15 protein-coding genes and 1 pseudogene are annotated in these 18904 nt (G+C 52.7%); 7 read left to right on the top strand and 9 right to left on the bottom strand.

Annotated features, from left to right (window positions below; translation table 11 throughout):
- Positions 1-11 precede the first annotated feature (11 nt).
- Both ytfT and yjfF read left to right on the top strand, forming a co-directional pair.
- The gene (ytfT, locus tag HGD79_RS12875; protein ID WP_001296689.1) at positions 12-1034 is read left to right on the top strand and encodes a galactofuranose ABC transporter, ATP-binding protein YtfT; all 1023 of its coding nucleotides are present in this window, start codon (positions 12-14) and stop codon (positions 1032-1034) included.
- Positions 1021-2016, top strand: coding sequence for a galactofuranose ABC transporter, permease protein YjfF (gene yjfF, locus HGD79_RS12870; protein ID WP_168848415.1), 996 nt, complete (start codon positions 1021-1023; stop codon positions 2014-2016). Before ytfT ends, yjfF begins: the two co-directional genes overlap by 14 nt.
- 32 nt (positions 2017-2048) lie before the next feature.
- On the opposite strand, the gene fbp is transcribed toward yjfF, so the two are convergent.
- Positions 2049-3047, bottom strand: a complete 999-nt coding sequence (gene fbp / locus HGD79_RS12865; RefSeq protein WP_168848414.1) for a class 1 fructose-bisphosphatase — start codon at positions 3045-3047, stop codon at positions 2049-2051.
- A 175-nt stretch (positions 3048-3222) separates the two neighbouring features.
- Here fbp and mpl point away from each other — a divergent pair, with 175 nt between their 5' ends.
- Positions 3223-4596 carry a UDP-N-acetylmuramate:L-alanyl-gamma-D-glutamyl-meso-diaminopimelate ligase gene (gene mpl / locus HGD79_RS12860; RefSeq protein ID WP_001219792.1) on the top strand — a complete coding sequence of 458 codons (1374 nt, stop codon included), beginning with the start codon at positions 3223-3225 and terminating at the stop codon, positions 4594-4596.
- Positions 4597-4746: 150 nt separating this feature from the next.
- Here mpl and yjgA read toward each other — a convergent pair whose 3' ends face one another.
- On the bottom strand, positions 4747-5298 hold the full coding sequence (gene yjgA, locus HGD79_RS12855; RefSeq protein WP_000166270.1) for a ribosome biogenesis factor YjgA: 552 nt from the start codon (positions 5296-5298) through the stop codon (positions 4747-4749).
- Positions 5299-5391: 93 nt separating this feature from the next.
- Between yjgA and pmbA the strand changes: the two genes are divergently transcribed.
- Positions 5392-6744, top strand: coding sequence for a metalloprotease PmbA (pmbA, locus tag HGD79_RS12850; protein WP_001162171.1), 1353 nt, complete (start codon positions 5392-5394; stop codon positions 6742-6744).
- A gap of 182 nt (positions 6745-6926) precedes the next feature.
- Positions 6927-7313 carry a cytochrome b562 gene (cybC, locus tag HGD79_RS12845; RefSeq protein WP_001232240.1) on the top strand — a complete coding sequence of 129 codons (387 nt, stop codon included), beginning with the start codon at positions 6927-6929 and terminating at the stop codon, positions 7311-7313.
- 44 nt (positions 7314-7357) lie between these two features.
- Here cybC and nrdG read toward each other — a convergent pair whose 3' ends face one another.
- From nrdG to treR, 5 genes and pseudogenes are all read right to left on the bottom strand, one after another.
- Positions 7358-7822 (bottom strand): anaerobic ribonucleoside-triphosphate reductase-activating protein, encoded by a 465-nt coding sequence (gene nrdG, locus HGD79_RS12840; protein WP_001106222.1) that lies wholly within the window; start codon positions 7820-7822, stop codon positions 7358-7360.
- A gap of 157 nt (positions 7823-7979) precedes the next feature.
- Positions 7980-10118 carry an anaerobic ribonucleoside-triphosphate reductase gene (gene nrdD / locus HGD79_RS12835; protein WP_000187778.1) on the bottom strand — a complete coding sequence of 713 codons (2139 nt, stop codon included), beginning with the start codon at positions 10116-10118 and terminating at the stop codon, positions 7980-7982.
- Positions 10119-10511: 393 nt separating this feature from the next.
- The gene (gene treC, locus HGD79_RS12830) at positions 10512-12167 is read right to left on the bottom strand and encodes an alpha,alpha-phosphotrehalase (RefSeq protein WP_001368105.1); all 1656 of its coding nucleotides are present in this window, start codon (positions 12165-12167) and stop codon (positions 10512-10514) included.
- Between the two features lie 49 nt (positions 12168-12216).
- Positions 12217-13634, bottom strand: a pseudogene (gene treB, locus HGD79_RS12825) (PTS trehalose transporter subunit IIBC).
- Between the two features lie 121 nt (positions 13635-13755).
- Positions 13756-14703, bottom strand: coding sequence for a trehalose operon repressor TreR (gene treR / locus HGD79_RS12820; protein WP_001181332.1), 948 nt, complete (start codon positions 14701-14703; stop codon positions 13756-13758).
- 184 nt (positions 14704-14887) lie between these two features.
- On the opposite strand from treR, the gene mgtL reads away from it, so the two are divergent.
- Together mgtL and mgtA are read left to right on the top strand one after the other, a co-directional pair.
- Positions 14888-14941 carry a mgtA regulatory leader peptide MgtL gene (gene mgtL, locus HGD79_RS12815; RefSeq protein WP_001387276.1) on the top strand — a complete coding sequence of 18 codons (54 nt, stop codon included), beginning with the start codon at positions 14888-14890 and terminating at the stop codon, positions 14939-14941.
- Between the two features lie 140 nt (positions 14942-15081).
- A complete protein-coding gene (mgtA, locus tag HGD79_RS12810) occupies positions 15082-17778 on the top strand; it encodes a magnesium-translocating P-type ATPase (RefSeq protein WP_168848413.1) in 2697 nt (898 codons plus the stop codon).
- A 205-nt stretch (positions 17779-17983) separates the two neighbouring features.
- Here mgtA and ridA read toward each other — a convergent pair whose 3' ends face one another.
- Both ridA and pyrI read right to left on the bottom strand, forming a co-directional pair.
- Positions 17984-18370, bottom strand: a complete 387-nt coding sequence (gene ridA / locus HGD79_RS12805) for a 2-iminobutanoate/2-iminopropanoate deaminase (protein ID WP_000047539.1) — start codon at positions 18368-18370, stop codon at positions 17984-17986.
- Between the two features lie 72 nt (positions 18371-18442).
- On the bottom strand, positions 18443-18904 hold the full coding sequence (gene pyrI / locus HGD79_RS12800) for an aspartate carbamoyltransferase regulatory subunit (protein WP_000148581.1): 462 nt from the start codon (positions 18902-18904) through the stop codon (positions 18443-18445).

The raw sequence follows: 18904 nt of genomic DNA, 5'->3' as shown, positions 1-18904 counted from the left end.
AGAACAGTGTGATGCCTCAATCTCTCCCGGACACTACGCCGCCGAAAAGGCGCTTTCGCTGGCCAACGGGAATGCCGCAGCTGGCGGCGCTATTGCTGGTGCTGCTGGTCGATAGCCTGGTAGCCCCGCATTTCTGGCAGGTGGTGCTTCAGGATGGGCGTTTGTTCGGTAGCCCTATCGACATTCTTAACCGTGCAGCTCCCGTTGCGTTACTGGCGATTGGTATGACGCTGGTGATCGCCACCGGTGGGATTGATCTCTCCGTAGGGGCGGTGATGGCTATCGCCGGAGCCACAACGGCTGCGATGACGGTCGCGGGATTCAGCCTGCCGATTGTTTTGTTAAGCGCCCTGGGCACCGGCATCCTGGCGGGATTGTGGAACGGCATACTGGTAGCGATCCTCAAAATTCAGCCGTTTGTCGCCACCCTGATCCTGATGGTCGCCGGGCGCGGCGTGGCGCAACTGATCACCGCCGGGCAGATCGTCACGTTTAACTCGCCGGATCTCTCATGGTTTGGCAGCGGATCGCTGTTGTTCCTGCCAACGCCGGTCATTATCGCGGTGCTGACGCTTCTCCTGTTCTGGCTGTTGACCCGCAAAACGGCGCTGGGGATGTTTATCGAAGCCGTTGGTATCAACATTCGGGCGGCAAAAAATGCCGGGGTAAACACGCGGATCATCGTCATGCTCACCTACGTGTTGAGCGGGCTGTGTGCGGCGATTGCGGGCATTATCGTGGCGGCGGATATTCGCGGTGCCGATGCCAATAACGCCGGGTTATGGCTGGAGCTGGACGCCATTCTTGCGGTGGTGATTGGCGGCGGATCGCTGATGGGCGGGCGCTTTAACCTGCTGCTCTCAGTCGTGGGGGCGCTGATTATTCAGGGGATGAACACCGGAATTTTACTTTCTGGCTTTCCGCCGGAGATGAACCAGGTCGTAAAAGCGGTGGTGGTGCTTTGTGTGCTGATTGTTCAGTCGCAACGCTTTATCAGTCTGATTAAAGGAGTACGTAGCCATGATAAAACGTAATTTGCCACTGATGATCACCATCGGCGTCTTTGTGCTGGGCTATTTCTACTGCCTGACGCAGTTTCCCGGTTTTGCTTCCACAAGAGTGATCTGCAATATCCTGACAGATAACGCCTTTCTTGGGATAATCGCCGTTGGCATGACCTTTGTGATCCTCTCTGGCGGTATCGATCTCTCCGTCGGTTCGGTGATCGCCTTTACTGGCGTGTTTCTGGCAAAAGTGGTTGGCGATTTCGGCCTCTCGCCGCTGCTGGCGTTTCCGCTAGTGCTGGTGATGGGCTGTGCCTTCGGCGCATTTATGGGGCTTCTGATCGACGCCCTGAAGATCCCGGCATTTATCATTACGCTTGCGGGGATGTTCTTTTTGCGCGGCGTCAGCTATCTCGTTTCGGAAGAGTCGATTCCGATAAACCATCCCATTTATGACACGCTCTCAAGCCTTGCGTGGAAAATCCCCGGCGGCGGTCGCCTTAGTGCGATGGGGCTGTTGATGCTGGCGGTGGTGGTTATCGGTATTTTCCTTGCGCATCGTACCCGTTTTGACAATCAGGTGTACGCTATTGGCGGCAACGCGACGTCGGCGAACCTGATGGGGATTTCTACTCGCAGCACCACTATTCGCATTTATATGCTCTCCACCGGACTGGCAACACTGGCGGGGATTGTCTTCTCGATTTATACCCAGGCCGGATATGCACTGGCGGGCGTAGGTGTGGAACTGGACGCCATCGCGTCGGTGGTGATTGGCGGTACGTTGTTAAGTGGTGGCGTCGGGACGGTGCTTGGGACGCTTTTTGGCGTGGCAATTCAGGGACTGATCCAGACTTACATCAACTTTGACGGCACGCTGAGTTCCTGGTGGACGAAAATCGCCATCGGTATTTTGTTGTTTATTTTTATAGCATTACAGCGTGGGTTAACGGTGCTGTGGGAGAATCGTCAGAGTTCGCCAGTGACAAGAGTCAACATTGCGCAGCGATAAAAACGCCTCTCCGTGTGGAGAGGCGCAGGAGATTACGCGTCCGGGAACTCACGGATAAAGCGTTCGACATCTTCAACCATATGGTCGTTGCCGACAAAGAATGAACGGCGCTGGTGCAGGGTTTCCGGGATGATATCCAGAATACGCTCTTTGCCATCGCTCGCTTTACCGCCCGCTTGTTCCGCCAGGAATGCCATCGGGTTGCACTCATACAGCAAACGCAGTTTGCCGTCCGGGTGGCTGGCGGTGCTTGGGTAGAGATAAATACCGCCTTTCAGCAGGTTACGGTGGAAATCCGCGACCAGTGAACCGATATAACGTGAGGTATACGGGCGGTTGGTGGATTTATCTTCTTCCTGGCAGAATTTAATGTACTTCTTCACCCCGTTCGGAAACTTAATGTAGTTTCCTTCGTTGATGGAGTAGGTTTTGCCTTTCTCCGGAAAGCGCATCCGTTCCTGGCACAGGCAGAAAACGCCGAGCGAAGGATCGTAAGTAAAGGCGTGAACACCGCATCCGGTGGTGTAAACCAGCATGGTAGAGGAGCCGTATACCACGTAACCTGCCGCAACCTGTTTGTTACCAGGCTGGAGGAAATCTTCTTCCGTTACCGGCGTGCCGACGGGCGTAACGCGGCGGTAGATGGAGAAAATGGTACCGACAGAGACGTTAACATCGATGTTGGACGAGCCATCCAGTGGGTCCATCAGCACCACGTATTTTGCATGTTCACAGCCTTCAAAGACGACAATCTCATCTTCTTCTTCAGAGGCAATGCCCGCAACGATATCGCGTGCTTTCAGTGCGGATTTCAGTTTTTCATTAGCGAACAAGTCGAGTTTCTGCTGAACCTCGCCCTGCACGTTCTCAGCACCGCTGGCACCCAGGATATCAACCAGTCCTGCTTTGTTGATATCGCGATGGATAATCTTGGCGCCCAGTTTTATTGCCGACAGCAAAGCAGTGAGCTCACCGGTAGCATGAGAAAACTCGTGCTGCTTTTCGACAATAAATTCACCTAACGTTTTCATAAAACTTTCCCTGCAATGTTTATGGAGTAAAGCGACCGCAACAATCTTAACAAATAATCTCAATGTTGCGCTCAGGTGAATCGCGCCAGCAAATTGCGGATTATCCTGAAATGCGTTTCTCACTTGCCCGACATATGCGTAAAATGAGCGGCAGATTAAAAAAGGATAGTGACGTATGCGCATTCATATTTTAGGAATTTGTGGCACATTTATGGGCGGTCTGGCGATGCTGGCGCGCCAGTTAGGCCATGAAGTAACGGGTTCGGACGCCAATGTGTATCCGCCGATGAGCACCTTACTTGAGAAGCAAGGCATTGAGCTGATTCAGGGTTACGATGCCAGCCAGCTCGATCCGCAGCCGGATCTGGTGATTATTGGCAACGCCATGACCCGTGGAAATCCGTGTGTGGAAGCGGTACTGGAAAAAAACATCCCTTATATGTCAGGTCCACAGTGGCTGCACGATTTTGTGCTGCGCGACCGCTGGGTGCTGGCCGTTGCCGGTACACACGGCAAAACTACCACCGCGGGAATGGCGACCTGGATTCTGGAACAGTGCGGTTACAAACCGGGATTTGTGATCGGCGGTGTGCCGGGGAACTTTGAGGTTTCGGCGCGTCTGGGCGAAAGCGACTTCTTTGTTATCGAAGCGGATGAGTATGACTGCGCCTTCTTCGACAAACGCTCTAAATTTGTCCATTACTGCCCGCGTACGCTGATCCTCAACAACCTTGAGTTCGATCACGCCGATATCTTTGACGACCTGAAAGCGATCCAGAAACAGTTCCACCATCTGGTGCGTATCGTTCCGGGGCAGGGCCGTATTATCTGGCCGGAAAATGACATCAACCTGAAACAGACCATGGCGATGGGCTGCTGGAGCGAGCAGGAGCTGGTGGGTGAGCAGGGTCACTGGCAGGCGAAAAAGCTGACCACTGACGCTTCTGAATGGGAAGTCTTGCTGGATGGCGAAAAAGTGGGCGAAGTGAAATGGTCGCTGGTAGGCGAACATAATATGCACAATGGCCTGATGGCGATTGCAGCGGCTCGCCATGTTGGTGTAGCGCCGGCAGATGCCGCTAACGCGCTGGGTTCGTTTATTAATGCTCGTCGCCGTCTGGAGTTGCGTGGTGAAGCGAATGGCGTCACGGTATATGACGATTTTGCCCATCACCCGACGGCGATTCTGGCAACGCTGGCGGCGCTGCGTGGCAAAGTTGGTGGTACGGCGCGCATTATTGCTGTGCTGGAACCGCGCTCGAATACCATGAAAATGGGGATCTGCAAAGACGATCTGGCACCTTCATTAGGTCGTGCCGATGAAGTCTTCCTGCTGCAACCGGCGCATATTCCGTGGCAGGTGGCAGAAGTGGCAGAAGCCTGCGTTCAGCCTGCACACTGGAGTGGCGATGTGGATACGCTGGCAGATATGGTGGTGAAAACCGCTCAGCCTGGCGACCATATTCTGGTGATGAGCAACGGCGGTTTTGGTGGGATCCATCAGAAACTGCTGGATGGTCTGGCGAAGAAGGCGGAAGCTGCGCAGTAATTCGGCTTCAGCCTGATATAGCATTGCCGGATAAGGCGTTTACGCCGCATCCGGCATTTGAGCATAGTGCCTGATGCGACGCTTGATGCGTCTTATCCGGCCTACAGGTGCACCGCATCCGGCAAACCATACTCACATCAACAACGAAAATTACCCTTCATTCTCCGCCAGTTCGCGCAGATACTGGAAAATCTGGCGTGCGGATTTCGGCGGCTTATTCCCTTCTTTCTCTTTCTTCGCGTTACGGATCAGAGTACGCAGCTGCTGACGATCGGCATCGGGCCACAGATTCAATACTTCAGCGATGGCGTCATCACCTTGATCGATCAGACGATCGCGCAGGTTTTCCAGTTTATGGAACAGCACCACCTGCTGGTTGTGACGGTTTTTCAGCTTATCCAGCGCCTGACGAATAGGCTCTACGTCGCGCTGGCGCAGCATCTTACCGATGAGCTGCAACTGGCGGCGGCGACCTTCCATCTTAATACGCTGGGCGAGCTCAATAGCCGCGCGCAGATCCGCATCTAACGGGATCTTATCCAGCGCGTTTTTCCCCAGATCAACAATTTCCGCGCCAAGGCGTTTTAGCTCCTCGGCATCACGTTTAATTTCACTTTTACTGACCCAGATAATTTCATCGTCTTCGTCTTCGATGTCATCACCGGGAACGTCGTCGAGCCAGTCTTCGGGCTGCTTAGTCATCTCAGGCTCCTTAAAAAAAGAGGCTAATGTTACCAGTTAAGATGCGCACTGAAAAACGGTTCTCTGTTAGACTTCAGAGAAACTCTCTACATTATGGCACTTGCAATGAAAGTAATCTCTCAAGTTGAAGCGCAGCGCAAGATTCTGGAAGAAGCAGTTTCCACTGCGCTGGAGTTGGCCTCAGGCAAATCGGACGGTGCGGAAGTTGCCGTCAGCAAGACCACCGGCATTAGCGTAAGCACGCGTTATGGTGAAGTGGAGAATGTTGAATTCAATAGCGATGGCGCGCTGGGGATCACTGTTTATCACCAGAACCGCAAAGGTAGCGCATCATCCACCGATTTAAGCCCGCAGGCCATTGCCCGCACCGTACAGGCGGCGCTGGATATTGCCCGTTATACCTCGCCAGATCCCTGTGCCGGTGTGGCAGACAAAGAGCTGCTGGCCTTTGACGCACCAGATCTCGACTTGTTCCACCCTGCGGAAGTTTCCCCGGATGAAGCCATTGAACTGGCGGCCCGCGCAGAACAGGCGGCATTGCAGGCGGACAAACGCATTACCAATACCGAAGGCGGCAGTTTTAACAGCCACTACGGTGTCAAAGTTTTTGGCAACAGCCACGGCATGTTGCAGGGTTACTGCTCTACGCGTCATTCACTCTCCAGCTGTGTAATTGCCGAAGAAAATGGCGATATGGAGCGTGATTACGCCTACACCATTGGTCGTGCGATGAGCGATCTGCAAACGCCAGAGTGGGTTGGGGCCGACTGTGCTCGCCGTACTTTATCGCGCCTGTCACCGCGTAAACTCTCCACCATGAAAGCGCCAGTCATTTTTGCCAATGAAGTGGCAACCGGGCTTTTTGGCCATCTGGTGGGGGCGATAGCGGGTGGCTCGGTTTACCGTAAATCTACCTTTCTGCTGGATTCGCTGGGTAAACAAATTCTGCCGGACTGGCTGACCATTGAAGAGCATCCGCATCTGCTGAAAGGGCTGGCGTCGACGCCATTCGACAGCGAAGGTGTGCGCACCGAGCGTCGCGATATTATTAAAGATGGCATCCTGACTCAGTGGCTGCTGACCAGCTACTCGGCGCGGAAACTGGGGCTGAAAAGCACCGGACATGCGGGCGGTATTCACAACTGGCGGATTGCCGGACAAGGGCTAAGCTTCGAACAAATGCTCAAAGAGATGGGCACCGGGCTGGTGGTGACGGAGCTGATGGGCCAGGGCGTGAGTGCCATTACCGGTGATTATTCCCGTGGTGCAGCGGGCTTCTGGGTAGAGAATGGCGAAATTCAGTATCCCGTTAGTGAAATCACCATCGCAGGTAATTTAAAAGATATGTGGCGCAATATTGTCACCGTCGGTAACGATATTGAAACACGCAGTAATATACAGTGTGGTTCTGTGCTGTTGCCGGAGATGAAAATCGCCGGGCAGTAAAAAACTGGCGCGACCTGCCGCGCTATAAACTAAAAAATTACACAAAATCATTCGCACTGCATCGAGACGGAAAGTGAATGAGGGCCGGGGAGCGTACTCGCAGTACGTGACCCGGGCGAATGAGCGTAGCCGTCGATGAGGCAGTGTGAAGGATGAAGTGTAAATAAAAAAGGAAGTGAGCAATGCGTAAAAGCCTGTTAGCTATTCTTGCAGTCTCCTCGTTGGTATTCAGTTCTGCGTCGTTTGCCGCTGATCTTGAAGACAATATGGAAACCCTCAACGACAATTTAAAAGTGATCGAAAAAGCGGATAACGCGGCGCAAGTCAAAGACGCGTTAACGAAGATGCGCGCCGCAGCGCTGGATGCGCAAAAAGCAACGCCGCCGAAGCTCGAAGATAAATCACCGGACAGCCCGGAAATGAAAGATTTCCGCCACGGTTTCGACATTCTGGTCGGTCAGATTGACGACGCGCTGAAGCTGGCAAATGAAGGTAAAGTAAAAGAAGCGCAGGCTGCTGCAGAGCAACTGAAAACGACCCGCAACGCCTATCACCAGAAGTATCGTTAATTCCTCATTTCCCTGTTGCCTGCACTCAGGTAACAGGGAACTTATCATCGCAAATGATGCACCACCTGATTGCTGCTGCCGCGCCAGATCAGGGAAGGGTCTTTTAAATCCTGCACAAATTTGCCGTCGACCAGCACGTTAATCAAATCAACAACCTGCATTTGCGCAGCGTTGAGTTCGTCGAGTTTATAGCCTGTCCACACCCAGATGTCTTTACCCGGACACTCGGCGCGGATGCGTTTTACCAGTTTCAGAATATCCGGCACGTTTTGCGGATGCAGCGGATCGCCGCCGGAGAGGGAAATCCCCTGGCGTTTGATACGAGTGTCATTCAGATCTTTAATGATCTTGTCTTCCATTGCTTTGGTAAATGGCTGACCAGAATTTACCCGCCATGTGCTTTTGTTATAGCAACCGGGGCATTCATGAACACACCCGGAGACAAACAGGGTGCAGCGAGTGCCGGGGCCGTTGACGATGTCGACAGGATAGTACTGATGATAATTCATTATTTCGCCTGGCTTATCAGTCCGCGTGTAGGCTGCATCCGGTAATCAATGCCTGATGCGACGCTGTCGCGTCTTATCAGGCCTACAGCCGTTGCCAAATGTAGGCCGGATAAGGCGTTTACGCCGCATCCGGCATTTGCTTAGCGCAGAGTGAAGATTAACCTATCTGCCCATTCCCCAAATGTTTAACGCGGCGCTTAACTTCTTCCTGCTTACCAGCGTTAAATGGACGTGCATCCGGGCTACCTAAATATCCGCACACGCGGCGAGTCACCGACACACGGGAGGCGTCATGGTTACCACATTTCGGGCAAGTGAAGCCTTTGCTGGTGCACTCGAACTCACCGGTAAAGCCACACTCGTAGCACTCATCAATCGGTGTATTGGTGCCGTAATACGGTACATGCTGATAGCTGTAATCCCAGACATCTTCCAGCGCCTTCAGGTTGTGCTGAATGTTTGGATACTCGCCGTAGCAAATGAAACCACCGTTCGCCAGCGGCGGGTAAGGCGCTTCAAAGTCGATCTTGTCGTACGGGTTCACCTTCTTCTCCACATCGAGGTGGAAACTGTTGGTGTAGTAACCTTTATCGGTCACGCCCGGCACCACGCCAAACTCAGCAGTATCGAGACGGCAGAAGCGGTCGCACAGGTTTTCACTCGGCGTGCTGTAGAGACTGAAACCATAACCCGTTTCTTCTTTCCACTGATCCACTGCCTGGCGCAGACGTTCAACAATGGCGATACCTTTCGCGCGAAGCTGCTCGTTGTCGTAAACATGCTCGCCGCCGAACAGCGCGTTAATGGTTTCGTGGATGCCGATGTAACCCAGCGAAATAGACGCACGACCGTTTTTGAAGATTTCAGAAACATCATCGTCAGCATTCAGACGTACGCCACAAGCACCTTCCATATAGAGGATCGGGGCGACGCGCGCTTTCACGCCTTCGAGACGAGCGATACGGGTCATCAGTGCCTTACGTGCCAGCACCAGACGTTCATCCAGCAGCTTCCAGAAGGTGGCTTCATCGCCTTTTGCTTCCAGAGCAATACGCGGCAGGTTCAGGCTGATCACGCCGAGGTTGTTACGACCATCGTGGATCTGCTCGCCGTTTTCATTTTCCCACACGCCGAGGAAGCTGCGGCAGCCCATCGGGGTTTTAAACGAACCGGTGACTTTCACTACCTGATCGTAGTTCAGGATATCCGGATACATGCGCTTGCTTGCGCACTCCAGCGCCAGCTGTTTGATGTCGTAGTTCGGATCGCCTTTTTTATGGTTCAGGCCATCGCGAATCGCAAACACCAGTTTCGGGAACACCGCAGTTTTACGGTTTTTACCGAGGCCTGCGATACGGTTACGCAGGATCGATTCCTGAATCAGGCGCGATTCCCAGCTGGTGCCCAGACCAAAACCAAAGGTTACAAACGGCGTCTGACCGTTGGCGGTGTGCAGGGTGTTTACTTCGTACTCCAGCGACTGGAAGGCATCGTAGCACTCTTTGATGGTACGAGAGTTAGCGTAGCCTTCGGCGTCCGGGATGTTCCACTCTTCTGCGGTCTTGCGATGTTTGTTGTAGCTGGCGGTAACAAACGGCGCCAGCACTTCATCGATACGGTTAATGGTGGTGCCGCCATAAATATGGCTGGCGACCTGAGCAATAATCTGCGCAGTTACCGCGGTTGCCGTAGAGATCGACTTCGGCGGTTCAATCTCGGCGTTCCCCATTTTAAAGCCCTGGGTCAGCATGCCTTTCAGGTCGATCAACATGCAGTTGAACATCGGGAAGAACGGCGAGTAATCGAGATCGTGATAGTGAATATCGCCACGCTCATGTGCCTGCACCACGTCACGCGGCAGCAGGTGCTGGCGTGCATAGTGTTTAGCCACGATCCCGGCCAGCAGGTCGCGCTGGGTTGGAATCACCTTGCTGTCTTTGTTGGCGTTTTCGTTGAGTAACGAGGCGTTGGTCTGCTCGACCAGACCACGGATCTCCTGGTTCAGGCGACCGCGTTTTTCACGTTCAATGTCGCGATCGTGACGGTACTCGATGTAAGCACGAGCCAGTTGTTTGTATGGACCCGACATCAGCTGGTTTTCAACTGCGGTCTGGATCTCGTTGATATCCACCTGGTTGCGGCCCTGCATCTGCTCGCTGACAACCGCGGCAACAGTGGCGCAATAATCGGCATCATCGACTTCCGCTGCTTTAGCTGCACGCAGAATCGCTTCTTTGATGCGCTCTGATTTAAACGGCACTTTGCAGCCGTCTCGTTTCATCACATGCGGTGTCATGATCGCTCCATATTTTTAAGAACAGGTTATCCACAGAAATTGGGAAAGGCGTTTTCCGGTTTTTTCGTTTCGTTTTCCGGTGCTTTCCGCAATCGCCATCCGCTTATCCACAACGCCGCACCTTTTTCGTGGGGAGCTGTAGTAGCAATTATAGTCGATTAATACAACATATTGGGTTGGGACGCATTTTAAAGTCTATATATAGTGCTTTGCATCAAGGATGTTTGAACTTTTTTTGATGTAGCTCAAAGTAAAAAGCAGAGCGTACGGATGACGGGCGCTACAGCGTTATGTAAATTTTTTAATGAATTTGCTGGTTGAAAAATCAACAAAAACAACATGCTGACAGACAAAACCCCGGAATGACCGGCATTACCGGGGCTTAGGGAAGATTTACTTCTGTAACCACCAGACAGCCTCAAAAGGCCGTAAATTCATGGCACAGGGTTGTGGTGAGGCTTCTTCGTAGTTATGCATCACAAGCTGCCAGTTGCCGCGCATTTGCCCTGGCTGCCAGGGTTGGATCTCACGGCTAAGGTTGGCAATGACCAGCAAGGTTTGCCCCTTCCATTCACGGCGATAGCACCACAATACAGGGCTGTTTGGCAGCAGATCCTGGTAATTGCCCCATGTCAGGATGGCTTCTTGCTTACGCAGTGCGATTAACTTTTGGTAGGTGTAAAACACCGAGGACTCATCGGCCAGCGCGGCTTCTACGTTGATTTGTTGATAGTTATCGCCCAGGCCAATCCACGGTTCGCCAGCCGTAAACCCGGCATTATCGCCGTTGCTCCATTGCATGGGCGTGCGGCTGTTGTCACGGGATTTACTGGCGAGGATTGCCAATAACTCGTCGGCATCACGACCATCGTTGCGCAGCTCGGCAAACATATTGAGGCTCTCCACGTCGCGATAGTCAGTAATGCGCGTGAAATGCGGGTTGGTCATGCCAATCTCTTCGCCCTGGTAGATATACGGCGTTCCCTGCATGCCATGCAGCACCATCGCCAGCATTTTTGCCGCAGGCACGCGGTATTCACCTTCATCACCAAAGCGAGAAACAATGCGCGGCTGATCGTGGTTACACCAGAACAAGGCATTCCATGCCACGTTGTGCATTCCTTGTTGCCAGTGGCGGAACAATGTTTTCAACGCCACAAAGTCAGGTTTAGCCAGCGTCCATTTTTCACCACCGGGATAATCGACCTTCAGGTGATGAAAATTAAAGGTCATCGACAATTCACTGCCTGTCAGTGCCGCGTATCGCTGGCAATGCTCAAGGCTGGTGGAGGACATTTCACCTACGGTCATTAACCCGCGTGGCGTAAACACATCGCGGTTCATCTCGTGCAAAAACTCGTGTGCTCGTGGCCCGTCGGTGTAGAAGCGACGCCCGTCGCCATCCAGGTCTTCAGGGAAACGCGGGTCTTTGGAGATCAGATTCACCACATCCAGGCGCAACCCGTCGACCCCACGATCGGCCCAGAATTCACAGACTTTTTTCAGCTCTGCGCGTACCGCTGGATTCTCCCAGTTGAGATCCGCCTGTTCTGGTGCAAAGAGATGCAAATAGTACTGTTCGCTTTCCGCATGCCAGCGCCACGCACTACCGCCAAATTTTGAACGCCAGTTGTTCGGTGGCGTTTCTGGTTCGCCATCGCGCCAGATATAAAACTGGCGGTAAGGGCTTTCTTTGTTCAGCGCCTCGCGAAACCAGGCATGTTGGGTAGAGGTATGGTTAAACACCATATCGAGAATGATACGAATCCCGCGCGATTTTGCCTGCGTCACCAGTTCGTCAAAATCGTCCAGCGTGCCGTAGATGGGATCAATCGCCGTATAGTTCGCTACGTCGTAACCGTTATCGACCTGGGGAGAGATATAAAAGGGGGTTAGCCAGATGGCATCAACGCCCAGTTTATGCAGATAGTCCAGGCGTTGGATAACGCCACGTAAATCGCCGGTGCCGCTACCCGTGGTGTCCTGAAAACTCTTTGGATAAATCTGGTAGATAACGCCGTTTTGCCACCAGTGGGGAAGATTAGTCATTACGTTATTCCTGCAAATGCGAGGGGGCGCAATTGCGCCCCGAAGAAAATTAAACAATATCCAGCGTGCCCAGGCGGTATTTCCGCTGATAGATAAACGAGGTGAGTACAATCGGGATGATGATGGCGATAACCATTGCCAGCGCAAATACCTGCCAGTAGCTCGGTTGAATCGAGAGAATTCCCGGCAGGCCGCCTACGCCGATACCATTCGCCATAACGCCGTTCAGGCCGCATAGTAATCCTGCCAGACCAGAACCAATCATCGCGCACAGCATCGGGAAGCGATATTTCAGGTTGATGCCGTACATTGCAGGCTCAGTGACCCCAAGCCAGGCGGAGATAGCGGCAGGCACGGAGATCTCGCGTTCATTGTGCTTGCGGCTGGAAATGATAATGCCTATCACGGCGGAGCCCTGAGCGATATTCGACAGCGCAATCAGCGGCCACACTGGCGTGCCACCCATGCTTTGAATCATCTGCAAATCAATAGCAAGGGTGGTCTGGTGTACACCGGTGATCACCAGCGGGGCGTACAGGAAGCCAAACAATGCTGCGCCAATCGGAGCAAAGCTGCCGGTCATCAGGTGACGTACCGCAAAGGCAACGCCATCGCCAATCATGCGACCAAACGGACCAATCAGCGCATGGGCGAGGAACACCGCGAGGATCAGCGAACAGACGGGCACCACCACCAGATAGAGGTAATCCGGCACGATGCGTTTAAGGCGAGTTTCAATAACGCCCAGCGCCAGCCCGGCTAACAGTGCCGGGATCACCTGCGCCTGATAGCCTACTTTGGCGATGCTGAACATGCCAAAGTCCCACACTTCCGGCAGCTGCTGCCCGAGCAGATAAGCGTTCATCAGCTGGGGAGAAACCAGTGTCACGCCAAGCACGATACCAAGGATCGGCGTGCCGCCCATTTTTTCACCGCTGACCAGCAAATCCCGACCGGCAGGTAGAAGAAGATCGCTTCACCGATCAACCACAGAAAATCGTAGATCGTTTGCAGGGAAGGGTACATTTGCGCCAGCGTTTGACCGTTGCTCATGGGCAAATCGCCGATCACATTGCGAAAACCGAGGATCAAACCGCCGCTAATCAACGCGGGCAGCAACGGGAAGAAGATCTCCGCGAAATGAGAGATCAACTGCTCATGCCATTTCATATTCTGCCGGGCGGCTTTTTTTACCTGCTCTTTATCAACCTGCGCCTGTCCGGTTGACGCTATTAGTGCTTGATAGTAATCACCCACGTTGGTGCCAATCACCACCTGAAATTGCCCGGCATTGGTGAAACAGCCTTTCACCATGGGGAGTTGCTCAATTTCTTTCGGTCTGGCATTGGCCGGTTGGTTGAGGACAAAGCGCAGGCGAGTAATACAGTGGCTCACCGTCGCAATATTGCCGCGCCCGCCGACCAGTTCAATCAACCGATCGATATCCGTTTGGTTTATTTTGCTCATCATAAAGCCCCATGGCAGATGACATTTTTGGTTGGCTGCAGAATATATTGCGCGGAAAAATTTAAAAACGGGAACGTTCCCGAAACGCAGCGAAGATCACAATTTATCGTTCAGGAAACGATCAGGACAGGGTGGCGGGGATGATGATTTGTTGCGGTTCGCTGCGCCCGGTTACCTGTGCGATCAATTGGCAGGCCGCCTGGCGTCCAGCTTCGGCGTAACCAGGATCTACGGTGACGATCTCCGGATGAAGGAATTTCATTAATGGCGTATTACCGACGCTCGCCAGTTGCAAGGTGTCGATGCGTTGCTCTTGCAGGTATTTACTTGCGCCAAGTGCCAGCGTGTCGGTTGCGCACAGTAAGGCGGTAGTTTCAGGCGTAATCACTTTTGCTACGTTCTCATAGCCTTGCTTCATAGCAAGGCCTGGCAGAGCGGCAACGGGATTCAGTTTATGCGCTTTGCAGAACGCCAGGTAGGCTTCGTGACGTCGCTTCCCGGTCGTCACGTCACTATGCGGCACGCCGAGATAACTGATATTACGATGCCCCTGGTCATACAGCCGTTGCATCAGGATCTTGATTGCCCCTTCGTCGTCATAACAGACCGAAGCAAAACCTTTTGCGTCACGCGCCAGCAGAACCAGCGATGACTGCCAGTGGGCTAACATTTCTTCTGTTATGCCAGTAAAACCGAACAGCACTACGCCGTCGATATTACGCCGTTTCAGCACCCCCAAATGTTCGGCAACTAATTGCGGGGAAAACTGACTTTCCATCATGATTGGGTCGTAACCTTGTTCATAGAACGCTGGCAGCATGGTTTGAACGGCGAGATTTTCTGACAACGAATCCAGGCGGGTAACAATGATGGCGACCACTTTATCGCTTTGCCCACGCATAGCGCGCGCAGAGCGGGAAGGGGAAAATCCATGCTGATTCATCACTGCTTCAACACGCTCGCGGGTGCGCTGGCTCACGCCGCTTTCGTTATTCAGCACCCGGGAAACTGTAGATTTCCCCACGCCGCTTAAGCGTGCGATGTCTTTGATGGTCAGCCGATTTTGCATCCTGTTGTCCTGTAACGTGTTGTTTAATTATTTGAGCCTAACTTTACCCGTGCATTCAGCAATGGGTAAAGTCTGGTTTATCGTTGGTTTAGTTGCCAGCAGGTATTATATCGCCATAGATGCTACGAATATTATTGGATTCTCCTTATTATTTGCGGCGCTTTTTTCACTTACCGGAGGTTATATGGAACCTGATCCCACGCCTCTCCCTCGACGGAGATTAAAACTTTTCCGGTAAGCCCGTCTTTTCACGGCGTTACCGGATGCGTAAGGCCGTGACGTTTTAACGTCCCTGCTCAGCTTTATTACCTTCAGGTAAGGCTTCGCCACGCCTGAAGACATTTCTGTACTGTTTCAGACAGTGCGGAGGGACTCCTTATGTTTAAAGAAATTTTTACCCGGCTCATTCGCCATTTACCTTCCCGTCTGGTTCATCGCGATCCATTGCCTGGCGCGCAGCAGACAGTGAATACGGCGGTCCCGCCGTCCTTAAGTGCGCATTGCCTGAAAATGGCGATGATGCCCGAAGAAGAATTATGGAAAACGTTCGACACCCATCCGGAAGGGTTAAATCAGGCGGAAGTGGAATCTGCCCGCGAACAACATGGTGAAAATAAATTACCCGCACAACAACCGTCGCCGTGGTGGGTACATTTATGGGTCTGCTATCGCAACCCCTTTAATATTTTACTCACCATTCTCGGCGCTATTTCTTACGCCACGGAAGATTTATTTGCCGCGGGCGTTATCGCGCTAATGGTCGCTATTTCTACGTTGCTGAACTTTATTCAGGAAGCACGTTCCACTAAAGCGGCAGATGCCCTGAAAGCGATGGTCAGCAATACAGCGACGGTTCTGCGCGTAATTAACGACAAAGGCGAAAATGGCTGGCTGGAGATCCCGATCGACCAGCTGGTGCCCGGCGATATAATAAAACTGGCGGCGGGGGATATGATCCCGGCAGATTTACGTATCTTGCAGGCGCGGGATCTGTTCGTCGCTCAGGCGTCGTTAACCGGTGAGTCTCTGCCCGTAGAAAAAGCCGCTACCACTCGCCAGCCGGAGCACAGCAATCCGCTGGAGTGTGACACCCTGTGTTTTATGGGCACCACCGTGGTGAGCGGCACGGCACAAGCAATGGTGATTGCTACAGGTGCCAATACCTGGTTTGGTCAACTGGCGGGGCGTGTTAGTGAGCAGGAAAGCGAGCCGAATGCCTTTCAGCAAGGGATCAGCCGCGTCAGTATGCTGCTGATTCGCTTTATGCTGGTGATGGCTCCGGTGGTGCTGTTAATCAATGGTTACACCAAAGGCGACTGGTGGGAAGCGGCACTGTTTGCGCTTTCGGTCGCGGTAGGCTTAACGCCGGAAATGTTGCCGATGATTGTTACCTCGACGCTGGCGCGCGGCGCAGTAAAGCTGTCGAAACAGAAAGTGATCGTCAAACATCTGGATGCTATTCAGAACTTTGGCGCAATGGATATTCTGTGCACTGATAAAACTGGCACCCTGACACAGGATAAAATTGTGCTGGAGAATCATACCGATATCTCCGGTAAAACCAGCGAACGCGTGCTGCATAGCGCGTGGTTGAACAGTCATTATCAGACCGGACTTAAAAACCTGCTCGATACAGCGGTGCTCGAAGGTACGGATGAAGAGTCAGCGCGCTCGCTGGCCAGTCGTTGGCAAAAAATTGATGAGATTCCGTTTGATTTCGAGCGTCGCCGGATGTCGGTGGTAGTGGCAGAAAATACCGAGCACCATCAGCTGGTTTGCAAAGGTGCATTGCAGGAAATCCTCAATGTGTGTTCGCAGGTGCGTCACAATGGCGAGATTGTGCCGCTCGATGACATCATGCTGCGTAAGATTAAGCGGGTTACTGATACGCTTAATCGTCAGGGGCTGCGCGTGGTTGCGGTGGCGACGAAATACCTGCCAGCGCGTGAAGGAGATTACCAGCGGGCGGATGAATCCGACCTGATCCTCGAAGGATATATTGCTTTCCTTGATCCGCCAAAAGAGACAACCGCTCCGGCACTGAAGGCATTAAAAGCGAGTGGAATCACCGTAAAAATCCTTACTGGCGACAGTGAGTTAGTTGCAGCGAAAGTGTGCCATGAAGTGGGGCTGGACGCGGGAGAGGTGGTCATTGGTAGTGATATTGAAACGCTATCTGACGACGAACTGGCAAATCTCGCACAGCGCACCACGCTGTTTGCCCGCCTGACGCCGATGCATAAAGAACGCATTGTGACCTTACTGAAGCGCGAAGGGCATGTGGTTGGCTTTATGGGCGATGGTATTAATGATGCGCCCGCCTTACGCGCTGCGGATATCGGCATTTCTGTGGACGGCGCGGTAGATATTGCCCGTGAAGCGGCTGATATCATCCTGCTGGAAAAAAGCCTGATGGTGCTGGAAGAGGGGGTTATTGAAGGACGTCGCACTTTCGCCAACATGCTGAAATACATCAAAATGACGGCGAGCTCCAACTTCGGTAATGTGTTCAGCGTGCTGGTGGCGAGTGCTTTCTTGCCCTTCCTGCCGATGTTGCCGTTACACTTGCTTATTCAGAACCTGCTGTATGATGTGTCACAGGTGGCGATCCCGTTTGATAACGTCGACGACGAGCAAATTCAAAAGCCGCAGCGTTGGAATCCGGCGGATCTGGGGCGCTTTATGATCTTCTTCGGACCGATCAGCTCGATCTTCGATATTCTGACGTTTTGCCTGATGTGGTGGGTATTCCATGCCAACACGCCGGAAACGCAAACGCTGTTCCAGTCGGGATGGTTTGTGGTGGGCTTACTGTCGCAAACGCTGATTGTGCATATGATCCGCACCCGCCGTGTGCCGTTTATTCAGAGCTGTGCATCGTGGCCGTTAATGATCATGACCGTGATCGTGATGATTGTCGGGATCGCATTGCCGTTTTCACCGCTGGCCAGTTATCTGCAGCTGCAGGCGCTGCCGTTAAGCTATTTCCCGTGGCTGGTTGCGATTCTGGCAGGGTATATGACATTAACTCAGTTGGTGAAAGGATTTTATAGCCGTCGTTACGGCTGGCAGTAAAGAATAAACTGGGCACGATAGCCCCGATTCAGATTGCAGACAAAGTAAGCTTTGTTCATGCCGGATGCGGCGTAAATGCCTTATCCGGCCAACAAATTCAATAAATTGCAGGAATCACGTAGGCCTGATAAGCGTAGCGCATCAGGCGATTTTGCGTTTGTCATCAGACTTAATCCGGGCATGATAGCCCGGATTTCCATCAAGATTAGCGACGAACAGCGATCGCTTCGATCTCAATCTTCACGTCTTTCGGCAGACGGGCAACTTCAACGCAAGAACGTGCCGGGAAGGTGGCGTTGTGTTCGGTGAAGAAGGCTTCGTAAGTGGCGTTTACGGTTGCGAAGTCGTTCAGATCTTTCACAAACACGGTGGTTTTAACGATGTCGCCCACTTTCAGGCCTGCGGCTTCGACGATCGCTTTTACGTTATCCAGCGACTGACGTGCCTGTGCAGCGACGTCTGCCGGTACTTCACCCGTTTTCGGATTTACCGGGATCTGACCGGAGGTGATGATCATATTGCCCAGATCAACGCCCTGTACGTAAGGACCGATAGCTGCCGGTGCATTTTCCGTCGCGATAGTTTTGCTCATGATTTCTCCTTTATTACAGCGGTAAAAAGTCTGGCTCATTATAGGGAGCCAGACTTTTATTACCAACCGCAATTAATTGGCCAGCACCACATTATGGGAAAACTCTTTTTCACAGTATTTGCATTTGAGCGCGATGTCATTGGCGCGTTTTCGCACGGCAAAGCTGGAAGAAACCGGTTCGGCATGGCTGATACAGTTGCTGTTCGGGCAGACCAGCACATTGTCGATGCGCTCTGGCAGACTGGGGCGCGATTTACCCACCACTTCATAGTTGTCGATACGGTTAACCGTGGCTTGCGGCGCATACAATGCCAGTTGATCTACCTGATCTTCACTCAAAAAGGTATTTTCGATTTTGATCAGATCTTTGCGGCCCATCTCGCCAGAAGGCAAGTTCAGACCGATGGTGATGCGCTGATCCGTTTCGGTCAGCTTGAACAGACTCAACAGCTTAAAACCGATCTGGGCGGGGATATGGTCAATTACCGTGCCGCGTTTAATAGCTTCAACCTGCAATTTATTATCGTGTGTCAT

Source organism: Escherichia sp. SCLE84 (genome assembly GCF_012584495.1).
Classification (GTDB): Bacteria; Pseudomonadota; Gammaproteobacteria; order Enterobacterales; family Enterobacteriaceae; genus ECMA0423.
This window is presented reverse-complemented; position numbering and strand designations above follow the sequence as displayed.

Excerpts from the sequence above, each read along its gene's own strand:
- ytfT (WP_001296689.1), top strand. The coding sequence starts at position 12 with ATGCCTCAATCTCTCCCGGACACTACGCCGCCGAAAAGGCGCTTTCGC.
- yjfF (WP_168848415.1), top strand. The coding sequence starts at position 1,021 with ATGATAAAACGTAATTTGCCACTGATGATCACCATCGGCGTCTTTGTG.
- fbp (WP_168848414.1), bottom strand. The coding sequence starts at position 3,047 with ATGAAAACGTTAGGTGAATTTATTGTCGAAAAGCAGCACGAGTTTTCT.
- mpl (WP_001219792.1), top strand. The coding sequence starts at position 3,223 with ATGCGCATTCATATTTTAGGAATTTGTGGCACATTTATGGGCGGTCTG.
- yjgA (WP_000166270.1), bottom strand. The coding sequence starts at position 5,298 with ATGACTAAGCAGCCCGAAGACTGGCTCGACGACGTTCCCGGTGATGAC.
- pmbA (WP_001162171.1), top strand. The coding sequence starts at position 5,392 with ATGGCACTTGCAATGAAAGTAATCTCTCAAGTTGAAGCGCAGCGCAAG.
- cybC (WP_001232240.1), top strand. The coding sequence starts at position 6,927 with ATGCGTAAAAGCCTGTTAGCTATTCTTGCAGTCTCCTCGTTGGTATTC.
- nrdG (WP_001106222.1), bottom strand. The coding sequence starts at position 7,822 with ATGAATTATCATCAGTACTATCCTGTCGACATCGTCAACGGCCCCGGC.
- nrdD (WP_000187778.1), bottom strand. The coding sequence starts at position 10,118 with ATGACACCGCATGTGATGAAACGAGACGGCTGCAAAGTGCCGTTTAAA.
- treC (WP_001368105.1), bottom strand. The coding sequence starts at position 12,167 with ATGACTAATCTTCCCCACTGGTGGCAAAACGGCGTTATCTACCAGATT.
- treR (WP_001181332.1), bottom strand. The coding sequence starts at position 14,703 with ATGCAAAATCGGCTGACCATCAAAGACATCGCACGCTTAAGCGGCGTG.
- mgtA (WP_168848413.1), top strand. The coding sequence starts at position 15,082 with ATGTTTAAAGAAATTTTTACCCGGCTCATTCGCCATTTACCTTCCCGT.
- ridA (WP_000047539.1), bottom strand. The coding sequence starts at position 18,370 with ATGAGCAAAACTATCGCGACGGAAAATGCACCGGCAGCTATCGGTCCT.
- pyrI (WP_000148581.1), bottom strand. The coding sequence starts at position 18,904 with ATGACACACGATAATAAATTGCAGGTTGAAGCTATTAAACGCGGCACG.